Source organism: Arthrobacter sp. SO3, assembly GCF_020532825.1.
Lineage (GTDB): Bacteria > Actinomycetota > Actinomycetes > Actinomycetales > Micrococcaceae > Arthrobacter.
On sequence record NZ_MQTS01000006.1, the window covers coordinates 18,121 to 44,768 of the forward strand.

Below are 26,648 nucleotides of genomic sequence, written 5' to 3' on the forward strand. Positions count from 1 at the left end.
CCCATGCCGGGGATGCCCCGGTACGGCCGCTGTCAGGCGTTCGTGGAATCATGGTCGGATGACCATTGCAGACGTCCCCGCCGGCTTGGCCGCCGCGGCGGACGCCTCGCTGCGCTGGCACCCGGGCGGCCCCTTCGACCTGATGCAGACCATTGGTACGCTGCTGCGCGGGCACGGCGATCCGTCCATCCGCACCGCGCCGGATGGCCTTTGGCTGGGATTCACGACGCCCACGGGTGCGGCCACACTGCGCCTCACCGCCGCCGGCCCGCGGGCAGACCCGGCAGTCGAGGTCCAGGCCTGGGGGCCGGGGGCCGCCGATGCCGCCAACTCCGTACCGCGGATGCTGGGCCGCGATGACGACTGGTCCGGTTTTGACGAGCCCGCCTTTCACGCCACGCTCCCCCGGATGGTCACTGAGGCGCGGCGCCGCAACCCCGCCGTGCGGCTGCCGTCCACCGGCCGCCTCATCGACTCCCTGGTTCCCACGATCCTGGAGCAGAAGGTGACCGTGATCGAGGCCCGGCGCGGCTACCGTTATCTCATGTACCGCTTCGGGACCCCGGCGCCGGGCGCCGGCACCGTTGCCCCGGCGAACCTGTTGGTCCAGCCAACTCCCGAGCAGTGGCTGCGCATCCCGTCCTGGGAATGGCACAAGGCCGGGGTGGGTCCGCAGCGTTCGGCGACCGTCATGCGCGCGCTGCGTTCCGCCATCGCACTGGAACGGCTGGCCGCGCTGCCGGCCGCGGAGGCCTCCGCGAAGCTGCAGACCATCCCCGGCATCGGCGCGTGGACCGCCGCGGAGGTCGTGCAGCGCACGCACGGCTGCCCCGACTCGATTGCCGTGGGCGACTACCACCTGGCGGCGTATGTGGGCGCGGCGCTGACCGGCCGCAGGACGGACGACGCCGGCATGCTCCGGCTGCTGGCCCCGTGGGCCGGGCACCGGCAGCGCGTGATCCGGATGATCGGCCTCAGCGGCTTCCGCAAACCAACCTTCGGCCCGCGGATGACCATCCAGGACCACCGCGCCCATTAGCCCCACCCCTCCACCAGCAACGCGGGGTCACTTACGGCCCGTCCGGAGCCACTTTATGGGCGCGTTCTGACCCCGCGTTGTTGTCTGGTGGCGGGTCAGGGACGACCGGGACGGACCCACTTGATCCGGGCAATGACGCCCTCGAAACCTTCGGCCAGGTCATCGGCGTTGACTTTGAAGTACGCCCAGCCCGCGTGGCGGAACGCCTCGTCCCGCCGGTTGTCGCGGGACTGCTGTTCCCTCGTGAGGTGGGGCGCGCCGTCGTACTGGACCGCGATCCGGTACCTCCGGTAGCCCAGGTCGGCGGCCGGCGAGCGCGGGTCCTCCGGGTCCAGTCGCAACTGCAGCTCCGGCTCGGGCAGGCGCGCGTCCAGCAGCGCCAGCCGGAGGAAGGTCTCCGGGAAGGAGTCGGCCCCCACCCGCATCTCGTCCAAGGCAAGCCGGGCTTTCTCGACACCCTTCATATTGGGATGCTGGCGGATGAGCAGCCGCAGCCCCTCCTTGTGGGCGTAGGGCTGGGACCGCTGCTCAAAGCCCGGCCGGGGCATGCGGATGATCTGATCGCCCAGGGCAATGAGATAGTTCAGCGGCAGGTCCGCGGCCAGATCCAGCCAGGTCCGCGGCGGCGCCGTCACGGGGATGCCGTCGACGTCGGTCAGCTCACCGGGGTTGGACCGCACGCGGTGGCCGGTGACCCCGGCCCGGCGGACCCGGGGCAGCTCATGCTGCTTGCTGAGGTGGATGGTGGAGCACTCCCCCAGCCACGGGGGCAGGCCGAGCAGAGTCAGGACAGCCGCGGTTTCGTGGGACACCCAGGCTCCGGGGGTGGCGGCGGCCAGGACGCGGGCGTGTTCGACGATCTCCAGGTGCCGGCCGGCCGGCAGGTAGATGAGGCGGCCGCCGTCGGACAGGTCACGGGCCCGCAGCCGTTTGGGCGGGACCCCCAGCGCGCGGGACTCATAGACCGTGAACGGGGTCAGGACGAGGCTGTCGGGGAGCGGCGCGATGCGGACCATGCGACCCATTGTGGACCGGAACCAACGAGGGCGCAGAGGTTATCCACAGCCCCCCGGATTCCAAGCAACGCGGGGTCACTTGCGGCCCATTCCCGGGCCATTTATGGGCGCGATGTGACCCCGCGTTGCTGTCGGGGGTGTTGCTGTCGGGGGTGTTGGGGGCGTTGCTGTCAGAGGCCCAGCCGGGCGACGGCTTCTTGCCGCATGTCCACCTTGCGGATCTTGCCGGAGACGGTCATCGGAAAGTCCTCGCGCACGTCCACGTAGCGCGGGATCTTGTAGTGCGCCAGCTTCCCGCGGCAGAACTCGGCCAGGCTGCCCGCATCCATCGGGCCGGCGCCGGGCTTGAGGATCACGCAGGCCATCAGTTCCTCGCCGTACCGGGCGTCGGGGACCCCGATGACCTGCACGTCCTGGATGTCCGGGTGCGAGTACAGGAATTCCTCAATTTCGCGGGGATAGACGTTCTCGCCGCCGCGGATCACCATGTCCTTGATCCGGCCCTCGATCACGATGTAGCCGTCCTCATCCATCCGGGCCAGGTCGCCGGTATGCATCCAGCCCTCGGCATCAATCGCGTCGGCGGTCTTCTCCGGCTGGTTCCAGTAGCCCTTCATCACCGAGTACCCGCGGGTGCACAGTTCGCCGATCTCGCCGCGCTGCAGCACCGCCCCGGTCATCGGGTCCACGATCTGGCTCTCCAGCTGGGGCATGGTCCGGCCCACACTCTCGGTGCGCTGGGCCATGGTGTCCACGCTGCGGGTCATGGTGGACACCGGCGAGGTCTCCGTCATCCCGTAGCAGATGGCCACATCCGTCATGTTCATTTCGGAGATGACGCGGTTCATCACCTCGATCGGGCACAGCGAGCCCGCCATCACCCCGGTGCGCAGGGTCGAAAGGTCGTAGGACGCGAAGTCCGGCAGGGCGAGCTCGGCGATGAACATCGTCGGCACCCCGTAGAGTGACGTGCCGCCGAAGTCCTGGACCGCCTCCAGCGCCGCGGCGGGGGTGAACCCGCGGCCGGGAATGATGGTGGCGCAGCCGTGGCTCAGGGCGGCCAGGTTGCCGATCACCATGCCGAAGCAGTGGTAGAACGGCACCGGCAGCACCACCCGGTCGTGCTCGGTGTACTCCAGCAGCTCGCCGATCGAGTGGCCGTTGTTCAGGATGTTGTGGTGCGAGAGAGTGGCACCTTTGGGGAACCCGGTCGTGCCGGAGGTGTACTGCAGGTTGATCGCGTCGTGCGGGTCCAGTTCGGCCATCCGCGCCTTGAGGTCGGCATGGGCGACGTCGTCGGCCCGCTTGAGCAGCTCCGCGAACGTCCGCTCCGCCTCCGCTTCGGGGACCCCGGCCGTCAGGGCCGGCAGGCCGGCGTCGGGAAGGAAGACGAGTTCGCGCAGCTCCGGGCATTCAGCCAGCGCCTGCCGGGCCATGCCGGTGTAGTCGCTGTTGCGGTCCGACGGCGCCGCGACCAGCATCCGCATGCCGTTCTGTTTGACGACGAACTCCAGCTCGTGGCTGCGGTAGGCGGGGTTGACATTGACCAGGATCGCCCCGGTCTTGGCCGTCGCGTACTGCAGCATGGTCCACTCGGCGCAGTTCGGGCTCCAGATGCCGATCCGGTCGCCCTTGGCCACGCCCAAGGCGAGCAGCGCGCGGGCCACGCGGTCGACGTCGTCGTTCAGTTTGGTGTAGCTCCAGCGCCGGGCCTCTTCCCCGGGCACGGCCGCGGCCTCGATCAGGGCGTCCTGGAAGGGGAACCTGGCCACGATCCGTTCGAAATTGTCGCCGATGGTTTCCTCGAGCAGCGGAACGTCAGTGTCCCCGGCTGTGTATGCAAGCATGATGTGACGCTACCAACACTCGGCCGGCAAAAGAAGAGTAAAGCTTGGATGTCCTACGAAATCTTCGGGACAGGAAGCCGCGGCCCGGTATTGTGAAAACCATGAGCGCACCCATTGACCTTCAGGCCATCTTCATTCCCAACGACGGCGAGTTCTTCCGTGTGAAGCTCGCGCTGGAGATCGCGATCGACGAGGTGGTCACCGAACCCGGCTGCATCCGGTACGAGCTGACCGAGGCCACCGAGGACCGGCTGGTGCTGACCGAACAGTGGGCCTCGCAGGAGGACCTGGACAAGCACTCGAAGGGCTCCGCGGTCCAGGACCTCAACGAGTCCCTCAGCGCCCTGCTGGCCGAACCGGTCAAACTCGTCCACCTCTAGAAACGCCCAACCAAAGACAACGCGGGGTCACTTCGCGCCCATTAATCGGAAGATCATGGGCGCGAAGTGACCCCGCGTTGCTGTGTGCTGTGTTGCGGTGTGCTGTGTTGCTGTGTGCCGGTCAGACGCGGGGCGTTTAGGCCTCCGGGATCTGGCTTCCGTCCTGCTTGCCGGCTGCCGTGGCGGCCTCGGCCTGGGACCGGGCCACGTGCGCGTGGACTTCCTCCATGTCGAGGGCCTTGACGGCGTCGACGACCTGCTCCAGCTGCTGGGCATTCAGGGCGCCCGGCTGCGAGAACACGAGCACCTTTTCGCGGAACGCCATCAGCGTCGGAATCGACGTGATGCCGGCCTCGGCGGCGAGCTGCTGCTCGGCTTCGGTGTCCACCTTCGTGAAGACGACGTCCTGGTGCTTCTCGGACACTGCGGCGTATGTGGGTCCGAACTGCTTGCACGGACCGCACCATTCGGCCCAGAAATCGACGAGGACAATGTCGTTGTCCTCGACGGTAGATGCGAACTGTTCACCTGTAATGTCTACGGTAGCCATGGGTCAACGGTACGCGAGCAGCCCCGCCTTGTCCCCTCCATTTCGCTGTTGGCACACCCATGTGACGGCCCTCCGGCGCACCCCGCCGGCCGCCCCGGGGCCCGAAATCTAGGCCCAGACGTGCGGCGCCGGCCGCCGCGCCCCGGGCAGGGCGTTGGTTTCGCGCCATTCATGGATCCATTCGGGCAGGACCAGATCCGCCGGCGGCGTCCCGAACTCACGAATGATTTCATCCTGGCTGACCGGCTTGCCCTTGCTGACCAGCCGGGTGGCGATGAAGGCGCGGGCGTAGATTTCCCCGTCCACCACCATGCGCTGTTCGAAGTAGATGGCTTTCTCGTCGAGGCCAATGATCTTCGTTTCGATCGTGTACCGCTGCCACAGCTGCAGCGACCGGCGGAAGGCGATGGTCTCGCCCGCCGCCACGGGGCTCCATCCGCGGCGGCGCATGGCCTGCCAGGTTCCGCTGCGCGCCATCAGGTCGAACCGGCCCAGGTCCATCAGGGAGAAATACATGCCGTTGTTGACATGCATCGCAATGTCGATGTCGGTCGGGAGGACCTTCAAGGGCAGCGACGCGGTATCCCAGATGCTCAGCGGGGAGCGGCGGGCGGACGTGAAGAGCAGCAGAAGCGTGCGCAGGAGCAGGTGCATGCAGACTATGTTACCCGCGAGTAACAACACTGCCAAGGACCGAGACCGTGGCTTTGTGTCCGGGGCCGCGGATCAGCCAGCAGTTGCCGGCCCCGATCACCCGCTGCTCCCGCGGGTCCGCGTGCGGCAGCACCAGCGCGGTGTTCTCATCGACGGCCACCGCCTTATCGACCATCCCGTGCACGACGGCGGCGACGGCACGGCCCAGCGTACCGGCCTGCGCGGCGTGGACGTCGACGGCGAAGGCGACGAGGCCCAGCCCTTCGCGGAGCTCCACCTCCCCGAGCCCCTCGGAGGATTCCTCCGGGCACACCTCGGCGCCGCGGACCCGGTACCCGCCGACAATCGCCTTCTCCGGCACAATCATCGCCCCAGCGGAGAACCCAAGGTACGGGGCCCCCGCCTGGACCGCCCGGCGGATGGCGGCCGCGGCGGGCCGCAGGCCCGCCAGGTAGACGGGGGTCGGGCCGCCCCCGACGACGATCGCGTCGACGCCGTCGAACACCCCGGGATCCACGGATCCGCCGCGGCGGAGCAGCACCGTGGCCACTTCACACGGGGTCCGGCGGTGCAGGGGGTCCAGGTAGGCGGGCAGGAAGTACTCGGCGCTGCCTTCGTGGTCCACCAGGACCACCGCGATCCGCGGCAGCCTGCCGCCCCCGGCCCGCTGCCGGACCTCCGTGGCAAACTGGTCGAAGATCGCGGGAGTGGTCACGGTATCCGGGCCGCCGCCGACCAGATAGATGCTCATGGCTACAACGTACCCGGACCGCTCCCGGGTCGGGGCACCAATGCGTATTACCCTTGCCGGATGACAACCGACCTGACCGTCAGGGCCGCCGTGCCGGACGACGCCGCGGGCATTGCGCGGGTGCACATCCAGGCCTGGCGCGAGAGCTACGCCCACCTGCTGCCGGCCGAGGTGCTGGCGGGGCTGCAGCAGGCCCCGCGGGAGGCCAGATGGGACGCCATCATCGCCGCCGCCACCGCGGATATCTGGGTGGCCTGTGCGGGGACCGGCATCGTCGGCTGGGCAAGTGCCGGGGCCGGACGCGATGACAACGGACCGCGCCCCCGGGAGCTGGAGGGAATCTACGTGCTGGCCAGCCACTACGGCTCCGGGGCCGGGCAGATGCTGCTGGACGCAGCCGTGGGCGACGGCGGGGCGTACCTCTGGATTGCGGAGGACAACCCCCGCGCTTTCGCCTTTTACCGGCGCAACGGCTTCGTCCCTGACGGGGCCACCGCCGAGCATGAGCTGGCCGGCACGCCGGTCCGGATCCGGCGGATGGTGCGTTGAGCCGGCCGCGGAGCCCACCGCAGAACCCTGCGGGCCCGGCGTCGCCCGGTGGCGACCAGTTCAGCTTCGAAGCCGTCCGAATTCACCAGGTATGCGGCGAAGTGGTCCGGGCCCCCGGCGTGCGGGTACTTCTCCGGGAACAGTTCCCGCCAGCCGTGCTCGACGGCGGCCGCCGCCAGGGCGTCGACCTCGCGCTGCGTCCCTGCGCTGAAGGCCAGGTGGTTGAGCCCGGGGGCATTGCGGTCGTGCGTCCGGCCGCTCAGGGCCGGGGATTCCTCGACGACGATGTAGGTGGTCCCGCGCCGCCAGCTGCACCCGTCCGGCCAGCCCTGGAAGTCCTGGTAGCCCAGCCGGGCCAGGAGCCAGCCCCATTCGTCCCTGGCGCGGCCAAGGTCCGGCACCCACAGTTCGACATGGTGCAGGGCCCCGCGGGTTTCGTCAGTCACCCAGAGAGTCTCGCACGCCCCAGGCGGCACGGGCTCCGCCCGGGCCCGGATCACTCAATGCAGGACTCGCTTCAAAACAGGATGCGCTGGAAGAGGAGGTGGTCCTGCCAGTCGCCGGCAATGTTGAGATAGGCCGGTGCCACACCGATCTCCGTGAAGCCGGAGCGCTTGAGGATCTTCTGCGAGGCAGCGTTGTGCTGGAGGGTGGCGGCCTGCAGCCGGTGCAGCCCCAGCTCGTCCCGCGCCGCTTCGACGGCAAAAACGACCGCCGCGGTGCCGATCCCGCGCCCGTTGTAGTCCTTGTCCACCCAGTACCCGAGGTGGGCGCTGAGGAACGGCCCCCGGACGATGCCGCTGAGGGTCATCAGCCCGACAATCGCCTCGCTGTCCGTCAGGACCCACGGAATATCGGATCCGGCGATGAACAGGGCCAGCTTGGACTGGACGCTCACCATCTGGCCATCGGCGGTGAAGAACTCCTCGGCCCGCAGCGGCTCCCAGGGCGCCAGATGTTCGCGGTTTCGCACGTACGCCGCGCACATTGCTTCCGCGTCGGAGGCCCTCAGGATCCGGATCCGGACGCCGCCGGCCAGGGGCGTGCTCTTGCCTGTCATCCGAGGGCTCACCCCGGGGTCAGCCGGTACGGCGGCACACGGTCGGGCTGGCGCGGACGTTCCGGCCGGGCCGGATTATCGTCGGAGAAGGACATGATCTCTATCCTTGCACCGCCGTCAACCCCGGCCGGCGTGCGGCACAGCCCGCCGCCCGGCCCGGTGCACAGGACGACGACGGGCACCGACCTCAGCGCCCCTGTTTGAGTTTCCGCGAGCCTCCGGCCCGGTTGTTGGCGATGATCTGCCGCCGTCGTTCAGAAAAACGCTAACCTGGTCCTTCGCCGGCAGCGCTTCGATGAACCCATCCACGCGCGGGTCGCTTGAAGGCGGCAGCTCAGGCTTCGTCATCGTCGTCGTCGTCATCGTCACTCGAATCGGTGCCCCGGACAATCACGCTTTCAACGCCGTGCAGATCCATCAGCGGGAGGACGAGGTTCCGCAGCGGATGGCGCCCAAAGAACCGGACTTCCATCGAGACCATCGGCCTCTGCTCATCCCCGGTCCTTCGGGTGCGCAGGATTGAGGAGCTGAACCCCATGGTGGTGGCGATTTCCAGGACCTGCCGCAACACGCCCTGGCCGTCGGCGTAATCGATGTGCATCACGCGGTTCCGGTCCACGGACGGGATTCTGCGGACCGCCGGCGCAATCACGAACAGGGTGATGAGGTGGAAAATTGTGAGCACCACGCCCAGGGAGACCATGCCCGCCCCGCAGGCCATGCCCACCGCGGCGGACACCCAGATGGTGGCGGCCGTCGTGAGGCCGCGGACCACATCCCGGCCCTTGAAGATGACGCCGGCGCCCAGGAAACCGATCCCGCTGACGATCTGGGCCGCGATCCGCGAAGGGTCGACGGCTGCTCCAGGCTCCCTCACGAACGCGAAACCGTAGGCGGAGACCAGGGTGAAGGCGCAGGAGCCGAGTCCCACCAGCACGTGCGTCCGGTACCCTGCGCTCTTCTGCCGGACCTGCCGCTCGATGCCGATCAGGGAGCACAGCACGAACGTCGCGAGCAGCAGTCCGGCCTCCACCAGGCTCGTGTCCGTGAAGAATTCGAACATGCCGACCGCCTTCCTTGGCCAGTCAGGCGAGGCGGACCGGCCGGAGATCACTGTCCCTATGGCTGACTCTAGCAAGGCCGCCGTCAGCCGGCGCCGGACTCCTTTTCAGCCGGCGCCGGACTCTTTCTCAGGCCCGTCGCCGGGTTCGTCGGCGGACTCCTGTCCAGACCCGTTCCCGGGTTTGTCGCCTGCCTCATCGGGGCCATCGAGAGGCTGGCTGTAGGGTGCCCGGGCCGCACCGGAGTACATCTCGTCCAGGCGTTCGTTCAGGGCGTGGGCGAGGACGTCGCGTTGAAGTGCGGGCAGGGCGATGGCGCCGTGGATGTAGGCCTCGACCTCGAATTGTCCGGCCTGCCCGCCGAGCGTGAAATACCTCAGCCAGAGCTCTTCAATGCTGACGCCGGCATGGCGAAGCGATGCGGCGAACCGCCGCCGCTGCTCGCTCTCCTCGCCGCCCAACGCCATCTCTTCGTCCTGCGCTTAGTTTTCGAGGGGTCTGGCTGCGGACAGCAGCTCTGCCGCAACCCGGGCCAGGGGCTTTCCCGACTGCCGCGACAGCGTCATCAGGTCCCGGAGCGCCTCTTCACCGCTGGTACCTTTGCGGGCCATCAGCAGGCCCTTGGCCGTGCTGATCGTGTCCCGCTGCGCCAGCGATTCCTGCAAACGGTCGCTCAGCGTCAGGGCAGCCTCGCGGGCCAGGGAGTGGATGACAAAAAGTGTTGCCTGTTCGGCAAAGAGCTCGGCCAGCCGGACCAGCCCGTTGCCAAATTGCTGTCCGCCGTCCGAGTAGACCTTTACGGCACCCAGTGCGAGATCGCCTGACAGCAGTGGGCAGCTAACCGACGACGATATTCCCAGGGCAGCCGCGGCGGGGGTCCAGCGCGACCAACGTCGCTCGGAGGCCAGATTCTCGACCAGGACGGTTTCACCGCCGGCCCAGGCCGTGATGCACGGGCCTTCCCCCAGCTCGTATTGGAGCGCATCGGCTTCAGCTACGACGGCGTCGGACGCGGCCGTCGTCTGCCGCAGCCCCGAACCGTTGATCAGGCTCACGCCGGCGCCGATAGAGCCCGGAATCGCTGCCGTCGCGGCATCCGTGATCAGCCGGAGGGCGTGGGCAACCGTCTCTTCTGTCAGCAGCAGCCGTGAGGCCCGGGCGAAAACGGCGGTGATCTCGTCAGCCAGCGGCAGTTCCACGCTCATATTCACCTCAGAGTCCATACCGGCGCAGACGCCAGCCGGCGCCTATCGCCGCAGGTCTCAAGCATACGGCGGGCAGGCGGGGCGCGCCTGTATTCACGGTCACCCCACGGAGTAGGGTCGCTAGTAGCTTGCTCTCAGCCGTGACGGGTCCGTGGGTTTCGCTATTTGGGTTGCGGGCGATTAAGAGTCCGCAGCCGCTGAGCCGGCGCGTCACGGACGCCCAGCGTTCCTAGGATTGGGGGCCGGCATGATTTCCGGTACCGGTGCATCTCCAACACCCGAGCAACTGCAGGATCTCCTGCTGGAAAGTCCAGGGTTCACCGAGTTCCTTCTGGGCTTGACTACCGTCTCCGCGACCCTCCTCGGCGGTCCCGAGCCCATGCTGTGCGCCATCACGGTGGAACGGGAGGGCACTCCGGCCACCGTAGCCAGCAGCGGGGAGGACGCGAAACGGCTGGATGAGAAGCAATACGCGTTCGACGACGGCCCCTGCCTGACGGCCCTGCGGCACGGAACCACAGTTCTGGTTACCGATGTGGAAAATGAGGACCGCTGGGCGCACTACGCCTCTGCAATCTCCGGCGAGGGCATCCGGTCGGTCCTGGCCGTTCCAATCGGCACAGATCCGGGTGCAGCCGCAGCGCTAAACTGCTATTCGCGCACCAGTGGCGTTTTTGATGAGGCCACGGTTGCGGAGGTGGAGCGCCATACCTCGTCCATCTCGCGGATCCTACGGCTGGCACTCAAGGTGCACCCACCGGAAATCTACCCCGAGCATCTCCGAGCCGCCTTGAAATCCCGCGCCATCGTGGACGCCGCCGTCGCACTGATCATGGTCCAGAACCGGTGCGGCAGGGAACGGGCCATGGAACTGCTCCATCTGGCCGCCAGGGCAACTGACACCAGGCTCCACACCATCGCCGCGGATATCCTGCATGGCGCCTCACTACCTTCGGTGGACCCCCCACAATAGGATGGAAGAAAGCCGCTGTTTGCTCAGCGTGCGGCCGGGAATTGGGGGAAGTTATGAGTGACAACCGTGCCGTTTCGTCTACGGCGTACACCATCAGCGGCAGCGTCAGTACGCTGCTGGATCTTGTGCTGGACAGCTCCGGCGCGGGCACGCGAGTTGATGATTTCCTGGCCGAACTGGCCAGCTTGACGGCAATAGGACTGTCCCGCCCCGACCGCGAAGTGACCTGCGGGATCACCATCAGCCGGCGGAAGCAGCCTTCCTCAGCAGTAGGCAGCACCGGCGAAGGATCAGACAACATCGTCCAGATCCCCCTGCTGCTCGACGATGAGAACTCCGCCGTCGTCAACCTCTACTCGCCGCGGACAGAGGCGTTTTCTGTCGAGGATCTGGCGGTTGTCCAGCAGTTCGCCTCCGCCGCCGCGCGGGCGCTCCTGCTGGCCCTGCGGATCTCACAGCTCACAGAATCCCGGGATAACCTGACCGCCGCTATGCAGTCAAGGACCACCATCGACATGGCGATCGGGGCAATCATGGCCCAGAACCGGTGCGGCCGTGAAGCTGCCTTCAAGATCCTGCGGAATACGTCCAACAACAGGAACATGAAGATCCGTGACGTCGCGGCGGTGGTGGTTGCTTCCATCGCCGGCGACACCGACATCACGGCACGTTTCGAGGAATGATCTTCCGGCGGGCGGTCGGCGCCCGGCGGCGGCGCCCGGCGGCGGCAGCCGGCGGCGGCAGCCGGCGGCGGCAGCCGGACCAGGAGGACCAGGAGGACCAGGAGGACCAGGAGGACATCGTGGAGGATCCCTTCGAGCTGGAACGGTTTGTCGCGGCCCAGGACGCGGGCGGAACCTACCAACGCGCCCTCGGCGAACTGCGTGAAGGGCTGAAACGCACCCACTGGATGTGGTTTGTGCTCCCGCAGATCGCCGGACTCGGGCAGAGCCCGACCGCCCGGAAGTACGCCGTCACCTCCCTGGCTGAAGCGACGGCCTATTTGCGCCATCCGGTCCTTGGCCCGCGGCTGATCGAATGCGCCGGGGTCGTGGCCGGACTGGAAGGGCGCACGGCGGGTCAGATCTTCGGCGGCATCGACGAGCGCAAGCTGCACTCGTCCATGACCCTTTTCCTCCGCGCGGACCCGCAGCAGAACGTCTTCCAGGAGGTCCTGGCCAAGTACTTCGACGGGCAGCCGGATGAGGCGACCGACCAGCTCCTCGGCACGGTCTAGGGCCGCCCGTCCAACAGTTTCCGGAGCCGGTCCTTCCTGGAGTTCTCGCGGACGATCCAGGCGATGTCCGGGTCAGCGCTCTGCTCCAGTTCCGCGAACATCCGCAGACCTTCCGCGGGGAGTGCCGCAATCGCGACGCTCCAGCCGTAGCCGAGGCCCTGGCGGAGGGTCCGGACGGACGGCGAGCGCCGTCCGTCCGCCGGGACGCGGGCGAGATCAGCCGTGACATGGTCCAGGAGTTCCAGCGCCCGGCGCGCTGCCGCCGGGGTCCGCAGGAGGCGGGGTTCACAGATGGCGGCGACGGCGGCCCGTCGGACCAGCGGTTCCGGATCGTGCGCCCAGGATTCGGCCAGCGCGAACGCCAGCCCGGGATCGTCGTCGCCGGCCCGCTGCAGCGCCATTGCAACACCTTCCCTGACACGCCAGCGGGAATCGGCGGCATACCGGTGGAGGACCTCGACGTGCCCGCGGTCCCGGGGATGCAGGCCGAGATACCGGCCGAGTGCGACGATGCCGCACACTGTTGCGAACTCGTCGCCCGTCGCAATCAGCTGCTCGGCCCGCGGGACATCTGCTTCCTCGCCACAGGCCGCGACGAGCTCAAGGTTGCCGCGCGGGCCCGGCAACGCGCTGTGCGCGTTCAGATAGGGCATCCAGTCATCGAACCCCTTGAGGGCCGCCCGGTACTCCTCGATCCTGCCCACCGCGCCACGTCCTTCCAGCCGGAATAGGACCAAGCTACCCGCCCGGCACCGCAGGCGCACTATGCCGCAGCCACACGCAACCGCCGTCACCGTCGAGCGCGGAGGCGGTGTAGTTTGGCCCCATGATCAGCATTGGCTCCATCGTCATCCGTGTTGAGGACCTCCAGCGCCAGCTGGACTTCTGGACGTCCGCCTTGGACTACGTGCCGCGCCGGCCGCCCGAAGAAGACTTCGTCGTCCTGGAGCCCAGGGACGGGGCGGGCCCGAACATCTCCCTGGACCGGGTCCCGTCGAAGGCCCACGTCCCGCCCCGGATCCACCTTGACCTCTATTCGGAGCAGCAGGCCCGCGATATCGACCGGCTCCTGCGGCTGGGCGCGAGCCGTGTGGAGTGGAGCAAGCGTCCCGCGGACGCGGACTACGTCATTCTGGCCGATCCCGAAGGCAACCGCTTCTGCGTCCTGGACACCGCGGGACGGTAGCCCCGCCGGCCCGCAGCACCTCCAGCGGGCGACCTCGGTCGCGACAGCGGAGGAACCGCGCCGTACGATTTCGGGATTCCCTACGGGTTGACCGGCCGGTCCTGGTCCGAGGAGGACGGCTCCCTGCTGGCGTGGTTCCGCGCCGTTTTCAAACCGGGCGATGGTCCCCACCGTGATTTGCCAGAATCCCTTGAACTTCACGGCTCCCCCCTCCAGTGGGTGCCTCAAAGGCCCAGTAAACCGGCTCCCGGGCCGGCTTGGAAGTACAACCCCGCCGTTCCGGGGGCGCAGGGTCCAACGTATCGACAGCCAGAGTATCGACGCAGAGACCGATGCGGAGGAAGATTATAGGGCAGTCACGAAAAGGAGGTCAGTGATGTGCTATCAGTACAACAGGGAATTCCGGCGGGACATCAAGAAGGATGAACCAAAGGAAACCGAGGCGCGCCCGGAGCCCCGGGCCAAAGCGCCTGAGTTCAAGTTCTGGGCCTTCCCCCGCCGCAGCAGGGGATCCACGGTCGAAGAGCCGGCGACGGTCGACCGGACCCGTGCGAAGGTTTAGCCCGGAATCAACGGAAGGCCCCTCAGCGAGGGGCCTTCCGCCCTGCCAGGCTTCGGCGTGCGAATGGTGCCAGGAAGGTGCGGGACACTGGAAGTCCCCCATCCCGAAGGCAGGACCGCATTGATCAACCTCCAGCAGGACCCCGAAGGCTTCATCCGCATGAAGCGGCACTTTCCGGGCAGCACCGTCATCTCCATTACGTTCAACGATGGATCCTCGGAAGAATTCTCCGGAGAACGGCTCAACGCGATTTATGACGAGGCCCTCGCCGTGTACCGGGCCGAGAACCACCTGGACGCCAAGGGGTTCTCCCGGGCGCCGAAAAAAACGGTCCAGCCCACGAACAAGATCGAGTACGTGGCGGTCCATCCCGGGATGGCCGAATAGCCTTCCAGAAATGCGTTGACACCCCGGCACGGGCGGATTATCGTACAACCAAATGGTTGTACATGAGCTCCGGGGTGCCGAACTGGACCGCCTGTTCCAGGCGTTCGCCGATGCCACCCGCCGGGACATCGTCACCCGGGTGACGGCCGGCGAGTATTCGGTGTCCAGGCTGGCGGAGCACTACGCCATGAGTTTCGCCGCCGTACAGAAACACGTGGCGGCGCTGGAGCGCGCCTCCCTCGTTACGAAGGAAAAGCGCGGACGGGAGCAGATCGTGCGTGCCCACCACGATGGCTTGCAACAGGCCCGACGGCTGCTCGATGAGTACGAATCGATCTGGCGGCAGCGGGCCGACCGGATCGCAGACATTCTCGCAGAGGGATAGGAAGAGTTCCGCCATGACCGTTATCAGTTCGCACAAGGATGCCAAGGCCCTGAGCTTCACCGTCGTCGCCGAGTTCGACGCCGGCGTCGAGCGCGTGTGGCAGGTCTGGGAGGACCCGCGCCAGCTTGAGCGCTGGTGGGGCCCACCCACCTGGCCCGCGACCTTCGACAGCCACGAGTTCGTGTCCGGCGGGAAGGCCAGCTACTTCATGACCGGGCCCGGGGGCGAGAAGAGCCGGGGCTGGTGGCGCTTCACCGCCATCGAGGCCCCGCACCGGCTGGAGTTCGACGACGGTTTCGCCGACGAGAACGGCGACCCGATCCCCACCATGGGCACGAGCCACGCCGTGGTGCGGCTTGAGGCAATCGACAACCGCACCCGGATGACGATGGTATCGACCTTCGACTCCGCCGAGGCGCTGGAGAAGGTTCTCGCCATGGGAATGGAAGAGGGCATGAAGCAGGCCCTCGGCCAGATCGACGCGATCCTCGCCGGGTCCAAAGTCGGCTGACAGCAGCCGCCCGCAGGAAGCAAACACGCAAGGCAACGCCCCCGCACCTGCTCCGCAAGGTGTGGGGGTGTCGTGTCGGAGCAAGATGCCCTGGCGGCGTTAGCCGCCGAGGATCTTGGCCTTCTGCGCCGCGAACTCCTGCTCGGTGAGAATCCCCTGCTCTTTGAGCGCCCCCAGCTCTTTGAGCTGCTGGATGGCATCGTTGGAGATTCCGCCGGCGGCGGGCGGGGGTGCAGCCGGTTGCTGGTAGGCGGCTTGCTCCTGCTGGCCCATCTGCTGGTTGTAGGCCTCCTGCTGCTTCGCCGCGGTCGCGGCGTCCTTTTCGGCGAACTTCGAAGCCTGCCGCCGCTGGACGCGGCCGCTGACCGCTGATGCCGTCCCGGCGACGACCGCCGTCCGCGCCATACCCCTAAGCAGTCCCATAATCTTTCTCCTCTCGCAATCGCGGGTTGTGTGTCAGGCCACGGGCGGCGGGGCGTCGAGGGCCTCGAGCGCTGCCATAACGTCCGGGGCAGGGATCCGCGTGCTCCCGACGAGCTCGCCCCCGCCGTCCCGAACGGCGGCCACGAAGGGTGCCGCCCAGATGTTCTCGTAGACAATCAGTGCGGCGAGGTTCCCCGGGAGAATCGCGCTTGCGGCTTCGGCAATTTCCTCATCGCCGAGAAGCCCGGACTGCGCGCCGTCGAAGTACGAGAATGCCGCTGCAGGACCGCCGGGGTCGGTGAGCTCGAGTACCTCTACGGTGCCGTCCTCGCCCTTCATGACGACAAGGAGATCGAAGAGCCGGATGACACCCTGCTCCACGAGCTTGATGAGCTCTTCGCTCGCGCGTCCATTCAGTCCGGCCATGGGGAATTCAAGGAGCACAAAGTCGACCGGCCCGTGGGCCTCGGTCTCCGGTGTGGTTGTCACTGGCTTTCCTCCGTTCTGGTTCGAGCGCACTGTCCGGCACGCTCGTCTAAGTGTGTTCGTCGCCTGCCGGGCCGTCACCACCCGCACCGGGTGATCCCGCCGACGGGTCTGGAGTCCGCAGGCATCATTTGCCATCAGGGGTCTTGAGACCACTACAGCGCCAGCGGGCGGTCGCCGCATCATCCCTTTCGGGTGAGCCCCCGGGGCAGCGCTTACGACGCCGGACCCTTGGCAGGGGTGGGGAGAAAGTCCGATGTTTCCTTCCGGTTTCCGGGTGGGCTGTAAACTCATTCGAGGTTGAGTACCCACTGCCGGGTCGGGGCAACCACAGCTAGTCGGACCAGCCGGTCCGTGGTGGGTATCCGCCGCAATGTTGGAGGACGTATGACAAGCACCGAACACCAATCCCCCAGCAACCTCCGGGGTCCTGATGCGCCGGAATGGGCCCGGCTGGAGGACCTGTCGAGGACCCGGCTGCTGGACACCCCCTCGGAGGAGCGCTTCGACCGGATCACCCGGCTGGCGCAGAATCTTTTCGGGGTCAGTGCAGCCAGCGTCTCCCTCATCGCCGAGAACCGCCAGTACCTGAAGTCTTTTGTGGGCACGCTGTCCCGCGACTCGGACCGGCGCGACGCCTTCTGCGCAGAAACGATCAAGTCGGCCGAAACGATGATTGTGGAGAACGCCCGCACCGATGAACGTTTCAGGGACAGCCCCCTGGTGACGGGCAACCCCCACATTATGTTCTATGCGGGCCGTCCCCTCACCGGACCGGGCGGCACCCACGTCGGGACGTTCTGCATCGTCGACCAGTCGCCCAGGTCGTTCGATGCAGAGCAGCAGAAGATCCTTGAGGACCTGACCCAGATCATCCAGCGTGAAATGAACCTGTCGTGGGACATCGACTATGGAGCCCGCACTCAACGGGCGATGTTGCCGCTCACTCCCCCGGCCCCGGCCGGATACTCGCTGGCAACCTGCTTCTATCCCGCATTCGGGCTCAGCGGGGACTTCTACGACCTCGGCACGACCGGGTCCGGCCACTTCCGCATCACCGTCGGCGACGCCATGGGGAAGGGCGTCGGTCCAGGCCTCGTGGCCGGGGCCGCCCATTCCGCCTTCGTCAACACCGGCTGGGACGCAGACCCCGCCAGCATCCTCAGGTACGTATCGGACCGCTTGGACGAGACCCTGACCCGTGCCGGGTCCTACGCCACGGTCTTCCACGCCGAAATCGACCCGGCAACCGGCTCCGGCCTGTACTCGGACGCCGGCCAGGGGCTGACGCACATCCTGCGTGCCGACAACACCATGGAGCGGCTGCCCCCCACAGGACCGCCGCTGGGACTGGTCCCCGGCGGTACCTGGGACCAGCGCCCCTTCACGCTGTCCCCCGGTGAGGCAATCCTCATTCCGACCGATGGCCTCCTCGACCTCCACGGCGGCGACCTCAGCCGGCTCGCCGCGGCCATGCCGGACTGCCGGACCGCGGACGATCCGGACACAACCCTCAAGAAATTGTGCGACCGGCGGGGAAAGGTCGTCGTCCTGGACGACATCACGGCCGTCCTCTTCCGGAGGGCCCCGGAAGAACCCTAAGTCCCGACGCCGGGACCGGTGCGTGCCGCCGTCGTGCTGGGATGGCGTCTCCCCGTTAAGCGGCCGGAGCGTGTCGCGGGCCTGTCTCCGGAGGCCACCCCTCTCGGGGTCGGTAGGATGCAGTGGACACAAAAGTCGGCAGAGTCTGAATATGCAGAGTTTGAATATATAGGGGAGTCAGTGGCGGAAACGGCAACGCGTGAAGCCATGGTGACGGGTGTGGACGAACTGCCACGGCTGCGGCCCCAGATGCCGTCCATCGTGACCGGCCTGGACGAGCTATCGCCGCTGCGGAAACAAATTCCGTTCCTCGTGTTCTTTATCGTGGCCGCAGCCATGAGCAGTTCCATCGCCACGCTGACGGTGAGCGACTGGTCCGCACTGGCAGCCGCGGCGGTCATGACGGCAGCGGCCACCGGCTACGCCGCCGTGGCGAGCAGGCCAGGGCTGGCACGCTTCACCCTCATGGTGCCGTGCCTGGATTTCCTGGCGGCTGGTGCCTTGCGGCACGGCACGGGGGAAAGCCACTCCATCTATGCCTCGATCGTCCTTCTGCCGGTCCTCTGGCTCGCTGCCTTGCCAGGCCGGCGCCACGTGGGGTACGCGGCGGCGGGCGTGACCGTTGCGATCATGGTCCCCTTCGCCCTCGGGTCGAGCATCGACGCAAACCCCAACGAGCTCTTCCGCGGTCTGTACAGCACGATGATCTTCGTGCTCGGAGCCCTTGTGGTCAACGAGCTGGCGCGACGGGCACGGAGCCGTCTCCGCACCGCACGCGAGCAGACGGCCGCAGCCACTGCGGAACTCAGCCGGGCCGCCCAGATCCAGCGCTTCCTGTTGCCAACAAACGCGGCCCCGCTGGCTGGTTACCAGATAGCCGGCGCCTGTCTCCCCTCCGCCGCCGTGGGAGGGGACTTCTTTGACTGGTACCGCATCGAAGAGGGTCTCGCCTTCACCCTCGGCGACGTCATGGGCAAGGGAGCCGGGGCCGGCATGATCGCTGCCACGACGCGGGCTGTCATCCGCAGCGCCCGGAACAACGGCGACCCCGCGACGGCCCTGACCCTCACGCAGGACTGCCTCACTACCGACCTGGGCCAGGCGGGCTCCTTCGCGACACTCTTCCACGCCCGGCTCAGAGCCTCCGACGGGCGGATCCTGTTCTCGGACGCCGGCCACGGCCTGACCCTGGTCGTGCGGGCAACAGGCACCTGGGTGAGGCTAGCCTCTGAGAACTTTCCGGTCGGCCTGCTCCCCGACACCCGGTGGGAATCCTATGAAACACAGCTGGACCCCGGTGACATGATCGTCAGCTTCAGTGACGGTGTCCTGGACCTTTATGACGGAACACTCGCTGCGGTTGACGAGATTGGACACCTCGCCGTCTCCGCGGGGTCCGCGGAAGAGCTGGTAGACGCTGTCCGCCGGCTGGCACAGGGAACATCCAACCCCGATGACGTCACCATCCTTGCTGTCCGGCGGGATGCGGACAGCAGCAGAACCACGGCCCTTTCCGGGCCCACGAAACTGCACGTCGGAGGAACCCGGTGAAGTCTTTCTCGGTCCGGCTCATCGTCGTACTGACGGTGCTGACCGGCGTCAACTACATTGTCTGGCGCTGGCTGTCGTCACTGAACTGGGACGCATGGTGGATAGCGGTGCCCCTCGTCGCCGCCGAAACCTACAGCCTGATCGACGTCATGCTCTTCGGCATGACGGTCTGGCGACTCAAGACCCGCACACCGCCGGCGCCCGCGCCCGCGGATGCCACCGTTGACGTCTTCATCACCACGTACAACGAGCCGCCGGAACTGGTGATGGCAACAGCGCTTGCCGCCAAGAAGATCCGGCACCCCCACAGCACTTGGATCCTGGACGACGGCGACCGCCCGGAGTTCCGGGAACTGGCCGCCGCGAACGGGCTGGGGTACGTGACCCGCAGTGCGGAGTGGAGCGGGATGCCCCGGCATGCCAAAGCCGGGAACCTGAACAACGCGCTGATGCAGACCGAGGGTGAGTTCCTGCTCATTCTCGACGCGGACCAGATCCCTGAACCGGACATCCTGGACAAGACGCTGGGCTATTTCAACACCCGCAAAGTCGCCCTCGTCCAGACGCCCCAGTACTTCATCAACGTCCCGGCGGACGATCCCTTGGGCAGCCAGGCGCCGTTGTTCTACGGCCCGATCCAGCAGGGGAAAGACGGCTGGAATGCCGCGTTTTTCTGCGGCTCCAACGCTGTGCTCCGGCGGGAGGCCCTGATGCAGCTGGGACTCGTCGGCTACGTCAAGGAAACGGAAAAGAGCATCCGGCGCGCCCTCAGCGCGTCCCAGGCCGCCATCCGCAAGGCCCGCAAAGCTGCCGCCAACGAATCCGCCCTCCTGCAGCAGACCCTCGACGAGGTCGAGGCGGCGACCCTCGAGGCCCGCCGCCAACTCGACGCCGGCGAGTCACTGAGCGAGATCACCTACCGCGCGCGGCGCCGGGTGGACCGGGCCGTCCAGGCGCTGGTGTCGGCCGACGTCTCCGCCCTCCAGGCTGATCTGGAAGAGATTGCGGCGATGTCGCCGGTGGAAATCGGCGACGCGGGCGTGCCCGTGGTGACCGAGGACGCGGTGCAGCGTATGGCGGCCCGGGACTGGTCGCCGCTGGGGGCGATCGAGTCCGTCCAGGCCGTACTGGACGCCTTGTCGGTGGAACGGACCGGCGAGGCCCAGCCCGTGATGCCGCTGGCCACCATCTCCGTGACAGAGGACATGGCAACCGCCATGCGGCTCCATTCCATGGGATGGCAAAGCGTGTACCACCACGAGGTCCTGGCCAACGGGCTGGCACCGGAGGACATCGGGACCATGCTGACCCAGCGGCTGCGCTGGGCCCAGGGCACCATGCAGGTCTTCCTGCGGGAAAACCCCCTGGTCCAGCGGGGACTCAAATGGGGCCAGCGGCTGATGTACTTTGCGACCATGTGGACCTACCTCAGCGGCTTCGCCGCCGTCGTCTACTTCGCGGCACCGATCGTCTATCTGCTGTTCGGAGTCCTGCCCGTCACCAGCCTCAGCGCGGACTTCTTCGTCAGATTCATCCCGTTCATGGTGGTCAACCAGCTCCTGTTTGCGGTTGCCGGGAGGGGCATCCCCACCTGGCGGGGGCAGCAATACAGCCTCGCCCTGTTTCCGACCTGGATCGCCGCATGCACGACGGCGGCCCGGAATGTCTGGTTCGGCCGGCCCCTCGGTTTCGCCGTCACCCCCAAAGACCGGCAGTCCGGCGGACCGGGGTGGAGCCTGATCCGGCCGCAGATTGTGGTGTCCGTCCTGCTGGTCCTCGCCGCGGTTGTCGGGATTGGGCGGCTTGCTGCCGGAATGTCCGAACCGATCGGCACCCTGGTCAACGTAATCTGGGTGGTGTTTGACCTCGTCGTCATGAGCATCCTGGTCCGGGCCGTCCGGTACCGCGGGTACCAGGGCAGCGATTCCAACGATGCGGCAGACAGCACCATCGAGTCATCCAAAGAAAGGGCAGTCCGTGCTCCTGAGCTACAAAGTGAATGACAGCTACGCCGTGATATCAGCCGCCGGCCGGCTCAACATGGTGTCGGCGCCGAAACTCCGGGAAATGGTGGCGGAGGTTGTGGCCGCGGGTTCCGCGAGGATTGTGATCAACCTGGCAGAGACGGCCTTTATGGACTCCTCCGGCCTCGGAGCCCTCATCGGGTGCCTCAAGGCCGCCCGGCAGGCCGGTGGTGATCTTCGGATCGCCGCAGTCCAGCCGCAGGTTCAAATGGTCCTTGGCCTGACAAGCATGGACAAAGTCCTGACGTCGTACCCGTCCGCTGCTGTTGCTTTCGGCGATGACTGACGTCCTCGCCCGGCGGACGCTGCGCCAGGCGGCACTTCCGGAGGTCATCGACGCCGTGCACGCCGAGCTGGACGGCCTGTGGGACGACGCTTCCTTTGTTCCGGACATGGACCGCATGACGTTCGCCACCGCGGTCATCGAAGCCGCCAGCAACGTGGTGCAGCACGCCGTTCCCGAATCCACGAAGCCGGTGGAACTTGGCGTCGACATCAGCGTCACGCCCGTCAGGCTGGAGGCCCGGGTCAGCGCCTTCGGCGCGATGTGCCCTGACCCCATTGATACCGACGCTGCCATGCCTGACGGCGAGGCTGAATCCGGGCGCGGGCTCGCTCTCATCCGCGCCCTGGTCACCACCGTGACGTTCAAGCGCCAGGACGGGACGAACACCTGGATCCTGTCGAGGTCCCCGCTGCAGCGCTGAGTGGAATCCTTGGACAATCCTCAGGATCTCCTGCGACTTTCCAGCGCCGGGGCGGGCCGGCCGTGCCGGACACTGGAGGCTACGGCTTCCGGAGGGAGCCGTGTACCGTCACGATGCCCCGCCTTGCCCGGCGTCCGGCCGAGGAGTTCCGATGAAGCCGCTAAAAAGCGTGGCGTACGTACTTGCCCTGGTGGTCCTGGGCCTGTCACTGGCAGCAGTGCCCGCGCAGGCCGCCTCCGCGTCCATTAGCCTCAGCCCGGCCAAGGGTCCGGTGGGAACCACCGTGACCGTCACCGGCAACGGATTCCCCAAGAAGGGCTCAGGAACGCTCAGCGCAGGCACCAGCTCCGCCGCTTTCAAGGTGAACGCCTCCGGATACTTCACGGCCGACGTCGTCATCCCGCAGACCTCCCAGCCGGTCCTTGACGTCCAGGCCGTGGCCGGAACGGTCAAAGCTTCGGCGGCCTTCACCGTCGTCGCCGCGCCGGTGACGGATCCGGCGCCGCCGGTGATCAGCAGCGCGCCGCTGCGCTTCGGCGTCGGCACCCCCGGCGGACCGCTGGCATTGGCCGAACTGGACCAGGCCGCGTCCCTCGCCGGCGAGGCGCCGTCCGTCATTCTGTCCTACAAGGACTTCAACCAGGCACCGCCCATCACGGAACTGGACGCCGTCCGCAGCCGGGGCGCCATGACCCTGCTGGCGTGGGAGCCCTGGACCTGGGGCGGCGGAACCGAACAGCCGGCCTATTCCCTCGACCGCATCACCGCCGGAGACTTCGACCCCTATCTGCGACAGTGGGGCACCGCCCTGGCCTCGTGGGGGCACCCGGTGATGCTGCGCTTCGGGCACGAGATGAACGGCAACTGGTATCCCTGGTCCGAGGGCATCAACGGCAACGGACCCGGCGACTACGCCGCCGCCTGGCGGCATGTCCACGACGTCGTCGCTGCCACCGGCGCCGCCAACATCACCTGGGTCTGGAATCCCAACGTCCCCTACTCGGGGTCAACACCGCTCGACGGCCTGTACCCGGGTCCCGGCTATGTGGATGCGGTGGCCCTCGACGGATACAACTGGGGCACCTCGGCCGCGTGGAGCAGCTGGATCTCACCGTCTGACCTCTTCAGCGCGGGGCTTGCCGAAATGAGGCGGCTCGCGCCCGGCAAACAAGTGCTCATTGCCGAGACCGCCTCCGCGGAACAAGGCGGATCCAAAGCGGCCTGGAACACGTCGCTGATCAGCTACCTTGCGGCGCAGCCCGACGTCACAGCAGTGGTCTGGTTCAACTTCAACAAGGAAACCGACTGGCGGATCAACAGCAGCACCAGCTCTGCCACAGCGCTGGCCGCGGCCCTGGCCGCGCGCCCCAAGTAGCCGGCTACCGGGCCCACAGGCCGTTGCGCCATAGGATCCCTTTATGACACCCAATAGAGGCCTCGCGCTCTTCAGGTTCTGGTTTGCCCTTCTGGGATTCCTGGCCGTAGTTTTCCAGCTGACCCACCTGCTCCAGAATGTGCCCGGCGCCACCGCGGGTAACTACTTCAGCTATTTCACCATCGAATCCAACATCATCGCTTTCATCACCCTGGCGGTTGGCGGCCGGTACGCGTGGAAAGGCGAGAGCCCCCGCTGGCTGGAGTTGCTGCGCGGGGCCGCGACCATCTACATGACCATCACCGGGATCGTCTACAATCTCCTGTTGAGCAATATCGACGTCAACACGCCGATCCCCTGGATCAACGTCGTGCTGCATTACACGATCCCAACGATCATGGTCATCGACTGGCTGGTTGATCTGCCCAGGACGAGGATCCCGGTGCGCACCTCGCTGGTCTGGCTCGCGTTCCCCCTCCTGTATCTGGTTTACAGCCTGATCCGCGGTCCCATCGCCGGCTGGTACCCCTACCCGTTCCTGGACCCCCGGATCAGCGGCTACGGGACCGTGGCGGTCATGGCGCTGGCCATCGCTGCCGCAGCCTTCGTCCTCGCACTCATCACTGCGTTTTCCACGCGGCTCCACATTGCGCCGACATCCGACCGGGTCACCGCCGGTGCTGCGACGGCGCCCCTTCAGCCTGAGGGCAGCACCGTCAACTGAGGCCGGGCCGGGTCGGGACGAAACCTGGGCCGCCCAGGGCAAAGGAAAAGCCTCCGGAACCTGTTGGTTCCGGAGGCTTTTCCAAGGGTGGCAGATGAGGGATTCGAACCCCCGTAGGCGTTGCCAGCTGATTTACAGTCAGCCCCCTTTGGCCGCTCGGGTAATCTGCCGAACTTCAAAAGAAGATCACTCGCGGCTTCCATGTTCAGAACGGCTGTTTCCAGTCCGTTCCGCTTCCAGTAACCGCGGGCAAGACAACTTTACAGAACTTAAGCCGAAGAATCGAATCGGCGCTTGGCGGCCCCAAAAAGCGCGGAAAATCAGGCTTCTCCGAGGATGCGTCCGGCGAGTTTGGATTCGAACCGTGCAGCCTGCTCCTCCGTGATCTGGTTCAGCTGGATGGCACGTGCCAGATCGGTGTGGACACCATCCAGCCTCGACGAGGCATCCGCGGCCGGGCTGAAGATAATCGAGGCCGCCAGTGTTGCCGCCGCCACCGACGTTGCGGCAGTGGCGAAACCAACGGCGGCTGCTGCGGTGGTGCGGACGGCATACCGGACGGCCTTGTTTTGCATGTTGCGTGCCTTTCGAACGACTCTTCCAACTCCTGCAACTCTGCCGCCCGAAACTTCGTTCCCGCCCTGACCCACCTTTGAGCGGGCTGTGAACGGGACAACGCTCTGCAGCCTTCACATCAGGGGCATCCGTACTAGGCTGGATTGCAGACACAACGGCCCTTCACCGGGCACCCCCCAACCATCAGGAGGACAGTCATGGCAGGCGAATCCACATTCGACGTCGTCAGCAAGGTCGACAAGCAGGAAGTCGCCAACGCGCTGCACCAGGCGCAGAAGGAACTGGTCCAGCGTTACGACTTCAAGGGCGTCGGCGCCGAGGTCGATTTCAGCGACGAGAAGATCCTCATGAAGGCCAACTCCGAAGAGCGCGTGCTCGCCGTCCTGGACGTCCTGCAGTCCAAGCTCATCCGCCGAGGCATCTCCTTGAAGTCCCTCGAAACGGGCGAGCCCTACCCTTCCGGCAAGGAGTTCCGGCTTGAGGCCACCATCAAGGAGGGCATCGCCCAGGACCTGGCGAAGAAGATCAACAAGCTCATCCGCGACGAGGCCCCCAAGTCCGTCAAGTCGCAGATCCAGGGCGACGAGCTCCGGGTGACCTCCAAGTCCCGCGACGACCTCCAGGAGACCATGAACCTGCTGAAGGGCTTCGACGAGGCCGACCTGCAGTTCGTGAACTTCCGCAGCTAGCTAGGGTCCGTCCGCGGCGCATAATTTCTGACGCTGCACAAAAGGGCTGGCGCGCCGGTATTCCGGTGTCGCCAGCCCTTTTGCGCGTCACGGGACGAAACGCGCGTCGCCTCGGGCCGCCGGGCCGCGTCGCGCCGGGCTGCCGGTCAATTACGTCACGTAAGATTTTCGTATTTCATCGGGTAAGGGTTACCTTGGTTCTTAGGCAAACCTTAGTTAGTCACCTTTACCCGAAAGCATCCATATGAGCGCGAACTTCCTGATCGGCCTCCGTGAGGGCCTTGAAGCCGCCATGATCGTTGTCCTGCTGCTGGCCTACGTGGCCCGGACCGGACGGAGGCAGCTTGTTCCCCGCATCTGGGCCGGCGTCGGACTGGCCGTGGCGGTCTCCATCGGTTTTGGCGCCCTCCTGACCTTCGGCCCGCGCGGACTCACGTTCCAGGCCCAGGAAGCGATCGGCGGCAGCCTGTCGATTGCCGCCGTCGCCCTCGTCACCTGGATGGTCTTCTGGATGGCCCGCACGTCGCGGACCCTCGGCAGCGACCTCCGCGGCAAGATCGACAAGGTGGCCGACGGCGCCGCCTGGGGCCTCGTCGCCGTCGCCGCCCTGGCCGTGGGCCGGGAAGGACTCGAAACCGCCCTCTTTCTCTGGGCCGCCGCGCAGTCGGCCGGACAGTCGTCCTCCCCGCTGCTCGGAGCGGTCCTGGGCCTGGCCGCCGCCGCCGGGCTCGGCTACCTGCTCCACCGCGGCGCCCTGCGGGTGAACCTGGCCAAGTTCTTCACCTGGACCGGCGCTGCGCTCATCATGGTGGCCGGCGGGGTCCTGGCCTACGGGGTCCACGACCTCCAGGAGGCCGGCCTGCTCCCGGGCCTGCACTCCCTCGCCTTCGACGTCACGGCGGCGGTGCCGCCGTCGTCCTGGTACGGCACCCTGCTGAAGGGGACCCTGAACTTCTCCCCCGCCACCACCTGGCTTGAGGCCACCGTCTGGGTCCTCTACGTCACTCCGGTGATGGCGCTTTACCTCCGGTCATACCGCCGCAGCCTCCGCCGGACCCCCGGCGAAACGGCCGCAGTGGCGGCCCCGTCAGCCTCCGCCGCGGCCTGACACCCCACTCCGACCCCCGCACCTCGCCCG

The 26,648-nt window shown here is 67.0% G+C and carries 34 protein-coding genes and 1 tRNA gene; 20 read left to right on the forward strand and 15 right to left on the reverse strand.

Annotated features, from left to right (window positions below):
- Window positions 1–58: 58 nt before the first annotated feature.
- On the forward strand, window positions 59–1,039 hold the full coding sequence (locus BJQ90_RS00700) for a DNA-3-methyladenine glycosylase family protein (protein WP_226758393.1): 981 nt from the start codon (window positions 59–61) through the stop codon (window positions 1,037–1,039).
- Window positions 1,040–1,134: 95 nt separating this feature from the next.
- Here the strand turns inward: BJQ90_RS00700 and BJQ90_RS00705 are convergent, their stop codons facing one another.
- Both BJQ90_RS00705 and BJQ90_RS00710 read right to left on the reverse strand, forming a co-directional pair.
- Window positions 1,135–2,055 (reverse strand): hypothetical protein, encoded by a 921-nt coding sequence (locus BJQ90_RS00705; RefSeq protein WP_226758394.1) that lies wholly within the window; start codon window positions 2,053–2,055, stop codon window positions 1,135–1,137.
- A gap of 170 nt (window positions 2,056–2,225) precedes the next feature.
- Window positions 2,226–3,902 carry an AMP-binding protein gene (locus BJQ90_RS00710; RefSeq protein WP_226758395.1) on the reverse strand — a complete coding sequence of 559 codons (1,677 nt, stop codon included), beginning with the start codon at window positions 3,900–3,902 and terminating at the stop codon, window positions 2,226–2,228.
- Window positions 3,903–4,003: 101 nt separating this feature from the next.
- Between BJQ90_RS00710 and BJQ90_RS00715 the strand changes: the two genes are divergently transcribed.
- Window positions 4,004–4,282 carry a putative quinol monooxygenase gene (locus BJQ90_RS00715; protein ID WP_226758396.1) on the forward strand — a complete coding sequence of 93 codons (279 nt, stop codon included), beginning with the start codon at window positions 4,004–4,006 and terminating at the stop codon, window positions 4,280–4,282.
- Between the two features lie 136 nt (window positions 4,283–4,418).
- Here BJQ90_RS00715 and trxA read toward each other — a convergent pair whose 3' ends face one another.
- The 3 genes from trxA to BJQ90_RS00730 all read right to left on the reverse strand — a co-directional run bounded on the left by trxA (window position 4,419) and on the right by BJQ90_RS00730 (window position 6,237).
- Window positions 4,419–4,832, reverse strand: a complete 414-nt coding sequence (gene trxA / locus BJQ90_RS00720; RefSeq protein ID WP_226758397.1) for a thioredoxin — start codon at window positions 4,830–4,832, stop codon at window positions 4,419–4,421.
- A gap of 108 nt (window positions 4,833–4,940) precedes the next feature.
- Complete coding sequence (locus BJQ90_RS00725; RefSeq protein WP_226758398.1) at window positions 4,941–5,486, reverse strand: acyl-CoA thioesterase; 546 nt, start codon at window positions 5,484–5,486, stop codon at window positions 4,941–4,943.
- A gap of 10 nt (window positions 5,487–5,496) precedes the next feature.
- Window positions 5,497–6,237, reverse strand: a complete 741-nt coding sequence (locus BJQ90_RS00730) for a Type 1 glutamine amidotransferase-like domain-containing protein (RefSeq protein WP_226758399.1) — start codon at window positions 6,235–6,237, stop codon at window positions 5,497–5,499.
- A 60-nt stretch (window positions 6,238–6,297) separates the two neighbouring features.
- Between BJQ90_RS00730 and BJQ90_RS00735 the strand changes: the two genes are divergently transcribed.
- Window positions 6,298–6,786: a GNAT family N-acetyltransferase gene (locus BJQ90_RS00735; RefSeq protein WP_226758400.1), complete on the forward strand. Its 489-nt coding sequence runs from the start codon at window positions 6,298–6,300 to the stop codon at window positions 6,784–6,786.
- Here the strand turns inward: BJQ90_RS00735 and BJQ90_RS00740 are convergent.
- From BJQ90_RS00740 to BJQ90_RS00760, 5 genes are all read right to left on the reverse strand, one after another.
- A complete protein-coding gene (locus BJQ90_RS00740; RefSeq protein WP_319004581.1) occupies window positions 6,696–7,232 on the reverse strand; it encodes a VOC family protein in 537 nt (178 codons plus the stop codon). The genes BJQ90_RS00735 and BJQ90_RS00740 overlap by 91 nt on opposite strands.
- A 71-nt stretch (window positions 7,233–7,303) precedes the next feature.
- On the reverse strand, window positions 7,304–7,846 hold the full coding sequence (locus tag BJQ90_RS00745; protein ID WP_226758401.1) for a GNAT family N-acetyltransferase: 543 nt from the start codon (window positions 7,844–7,846) through the stop codon (window positions 7,304–7,306).
- A gap of 334 nt (window positions 7,847–8,180) precedes the next feature.
- Complete coding sequence (locus tag BJQ90_RS00750; protein ID WP_226758402.1) at window positions 8,181–8,909, reverse strand: MgtC/SapB family protein; 729 nt, start codon at window positions 8,907–8,909, stop codon at window positions 8,181–8,183.
- 105 nt (window positions 8,910–9,014) lie between these two features.
- Window positions 9,015–9,374, reverse strand: coding sequence for a hypothetical protein (locus tag BJQ90_RS00755; protein ID WP_226758403.1), 360 nt, complete (start codon window positions 9,372–9,374; stop codon window positions 9,015–9,017).
- A gap of 15 nt (window positions 9,375–9,389) precedes the next feature.
- The gene (locus tag BJQ90_RS00760) at window positions 9,390–10,112 is read right to left on the reverse strand and encodes a GAF and ANTAR domain-containing protein (RefSeq protein WP_226758404.1); all 723 of its coding nucleotides are present in this window, start codon (window positions 10,110–10,112) and stop codon (window positions 9,390–9,392) included.
- 247 nt (window positions 10,113–10,359) lie between these two features.
- Here BJQ90_RS00760 and BJQ90_RS00765 point away from each other — a divergent pair, with 247 nt between their 5' ends.
- Genes BJQ90_RS00765 through BJQ90_RS00775 form a run of 3 tightly spaced genes read left to right on the forward strand, consistent with a single transcriptional unit; the run spans window position 10,360 to window position 12,322 of the window.
- A complete protein-coding gene (locus BJQ90_RS00765) occupies window positions 10,360–11,085 on the forward strand; it encodes a GAF and ANTAR domain-containing protein (protein ID WP_226758405.1) in 726 nt (241 codons plus the stop codon).
- 53 nt (window positions 11,086–11,138) lie between these two features.
- Complete coding sequence (locus BJQ90_RS00770; RefSeq protein WP_226758406.1) at window positions 11,139–11,768, forward strand: GAF and ANTAR domain-containing protein; 630 nt, start codon at window positions 11,139–11,141, stop codon at window positions 11,766–11,768.
- Window positions 11,765–12,322, forward strand: a complete 558-nt coding sequence (locus tag BJQ90_RS00775; RefSeq protein ID WP_319004582.1) for a DUF1810 domain-containing protein — start codon at window positions 11,765–11,767, stop codon at window positions 12,320–12,322. Before BJQ90_RS00770 ends, BJQ90_RS00775 begins: the two co-directional genes overlap by 4 nt.
- Here BJQ90_RS00775 and BJQ90_RS00780 read toward each other — a convergent pair.
- Window positions 12,319–13,026: a HEAT repeat domain-containing protein gene (locus BJQ90_RS00780; protein ID WP_226758407.1), complete on the reverse strand. Its 708-nt coding sequence runs from the start codon at window positions 13,024–13,026 to the stop codon at window positions 12,319–12,321. The genes BJQ90_RS00775 and BJQ90_RS00780 overlap by 4 nt on opposite strands.
- 122 nt (window positions 13,027–13,148) lie before the next feature.
- Between BJQ90_RS00780 and BJQ90_RS00785 the strand changes: the two genes are divergently transcribed.
- The 5 genes from BJQ90_RS00785 to BJQ90_RS00805 all read left to right on the forward strand — a co-directional run bounded on the left by BJQ90_RS00785 (window position 13,149) and on the right by BJQ90_RS00805 (window position 15,353).
- Window positions 13,149–13,508: a VOC family protein gene (locus BJQ90_RS00785; RefSeq protein ID WP_226758408.1), complete on the forward strand. Its 360-nt coding sequence runs from the start codon at window positions 13,149–13,151 to the stop codon at window positions 13,506–13,508.
- A gap of 373 nt (window positions 13,509–13,881) precedes the next feature.
- Entirely contained in the window at window positions 13,882–14,070 is a 189-nt protein-coding gene (locus BJQ90_RS00790; RefSeq protein ID WP_413463617.1) for a hypothetical protein, read from the forward strand.
- A 120-nt stretch (window positions 14,071–14,190) separates the two neighbouring features.
- Window positions 14,191–14,457, forward strand: coding sequence for a hypothetical protein (locus tag BJQ90_RS00795; protein WP_226758409.1), 267 nt, complete (start codon window positions 14,191–14,193; stop codon window positions 14,455–14,457).
- A gap of 52 nt (window positions 14,458–14,509) precedes the next feature.
- A complete protein-coding gene (locus tag BJQ90_RS00800; protein WP_226758410.1) occupies window positions 14,510–14,842 on the forward strand; it encodes an ArsR/SmtB family transcription factor in 333 nt (110 codons plus the stop codon).
- A gap of 13 nt (window positions 14,843–14,855) precedes the next feature.
- Window positions 14,856–15,353, forward strand: a complete 498-nt coding sequence (locus BJQ90_RS00805) for an SRPBCC family protein (RefSeq protein WP_226758411.1) — start codon at window positions 14,856–14,858, stop codon at window positions 15,351–15,353.
- Between the two features lie 99 nt (window positions 15,354–15,452).
- On the opposite strand, the gene BJQ90_RS00810 is transcribed toward BJQ90_RS00805, so the two are convergent.
- The gene (locus BJQ90_RS00810; protein WP_226758412.1) at window positions 15,453–15,776 is read right to left on the reverse strand and encodes an SHOCT domain-containing protein; all 324 of its coding nucleotides are present in this window, start codon (window positions 15,774–15,776) and stop codon (window positions 15,453–15,455) included.
- 33 nt (window positions 15,777–15,809) lie between these two features.
- Window positions 15,810–16,265: a DUF6325 family protein gene (locus BJQ90_RS00815; RefSeq protein ID WP_226758413.1), complete on the reverse strand. Its 456-nt coding sequence runs from the start codon at window positions 16,263–16,265 to the stop codon at window positions 15,810–15,812.
- 384 nt (window positions 16,266–16,649) lie between these two features.
- Here BJQ90_RS00815 and BJQ90_RS00820 point away from each other — a divergent pair, with 384 nt between their 5' ends.
- The 7 genes from BJQ90_RS00820 (at window position 16,650) to BJQ90_RS00850 (ending at window position 24,245) form a co-directional block, all read left to right on the forward strand.
- The gene (locus BJQ90_RS00820; protein WP_226758414.1) at window positions 16,650–17,864 is read left to right on the forward strand and encodes a PP2C family protein-serine/threonine phosphatase; all 1,215 of its coding nucleotides are present in this window, start codon (window positions 16,650–16,652) and stop codon (window positions 17,862–17,864) included.
- Between the two features lie 180 nt (window positions 17,865–18,044).
- Window positions 18,045–19,415: a PP2C family protein-serine/threonine phosphatase gene (locus tag BJQ90_RS00825; protein WP_226758415.1), complete on the forward strand. Its 1,371-nt coding sequence runs from the start codon at window positions 18,045–18,047 to the stop codon at window positions 19,413–19,415.
- Entirely contained in the window at window positions 19,412–21,418 is a 2,007-nt protein-coding gene (locus BJQ90_RS00830; RefSeq protein ID WP_226758416.1) for a glycosyltransferase family 2 protein, read from the forward strand. Before BJQ90_RS00825 ends, BJQ90_RS00830 begins: the two co-directional genes overlap by 4 nt.
- Complete coding sequence (locus tag BJQ90_RS00835; RefSeq protein ID WP_226758417.1) at window positions 21,393–21,725, forward strand: STAS domain-containing protein; 333 nt, start codon at window positions 21,393–21,395, stop codon at window positions 21,723–21,725. Before BJQ90_RS00830 ends, BJQ90_RS00835 begins: the two co-directional genes overlap by 26 nt.
- Window positions 21,718–22,146 (forward strand): ATP-binding protein, encoded by a 429-nt coding sequence (locus tag BJQ90_RS00840; protein WP_226758418.1) that lies wholly within the window; start codon window positions 21,718–21,720, stop codon window positions 22,144–22,146. The genes BJQ90_RS00835 and BJQ90_RS00840 overlap by 8 nt, the downstream gene beginning before the upstream one ends.
- 151 nt (window positions 22,147–22,297) lie before the next feature.
- The gene (locus tag BJQ90_RS00845) at window positions 22,298–23,521 is read left to right on the forward strand and encodes a glycoside hydrolase family 26 protein (protein WP_226758419.1); all 1,224 of its coding nucleotides are present in this window, start codon (window positions 22,298–22,300) and stop codon (window positions 23,519–23,521) included.
- 43 nt (window positions 23,522–23,564) lie between these two features.
- A complete protein-coding gene (locus BJQ90_RS00850) occupies window positions 23,565–24,245 on the forward strand; it encodes a Pr6Pr family membrane protein (RefSeq protein ID WP_226758420.1) in 681 nt (226 codons plus the stop codon).
- A gap of 88 nt (window positions 24,246–24,333) precedes the next feature.
- Here the strand turns inward: BJQ90_RS00850 and BJQ90_RS00855 are convergent.
- Window positions 24,334–24,415 (reverse strand) — tRNA-Tyr (locus BJQ90_RS00855).
- Window positions 24,416–24,565: 150 nt separating this feature from the next.
- Window positions 24,566–24,820 carry a hypothetical protein gene (locus tag BJQ90_RS00860; RefSeq protein WP_226758421.1) on the reverse strand — a complete coding sequence of 85 codons (255 nt, stop codon included), beginning with the start codon at window positions 24,818–24,820 and terminating at the stop codon, window positions 24,566–24,568.
- A gap of 198 nt (window positions 24,821–25,018) precedes the next feature.
- Here BJQ90_RS00860 and BJQ90_RS00865 point away from each other — a divergent pair, with 198 nt between their 5' ends.
- On the forward strand, window positions 25,019–25,510 hold the full coding sequence (locus tag BJQ90_RS00865) for a YajQ family cyclic di-GMP-binding protein (protein WP_226758422.1): 492 nt from the start codon (window positions 25,019–25,021) through the stop codon (window positions 25,508–25,510).
- A gap of 244 nt (window positions 25,511–25,754) precedes the next feature.
- Window positions 25,755–26,618 (forward strand): iron uptake transporter permease EfeU, encoded by an 864-nt coding sequence (efeU, locus tag BJQ90_RS00870; protein ID WP_226758423.1) that lies wholly within the window; start codon window positions 25,755–25,757, stop codon window positions 26,616–26,618.
- Window positions 26,619–26,648 lie beyond the last annotated feature (30 nt).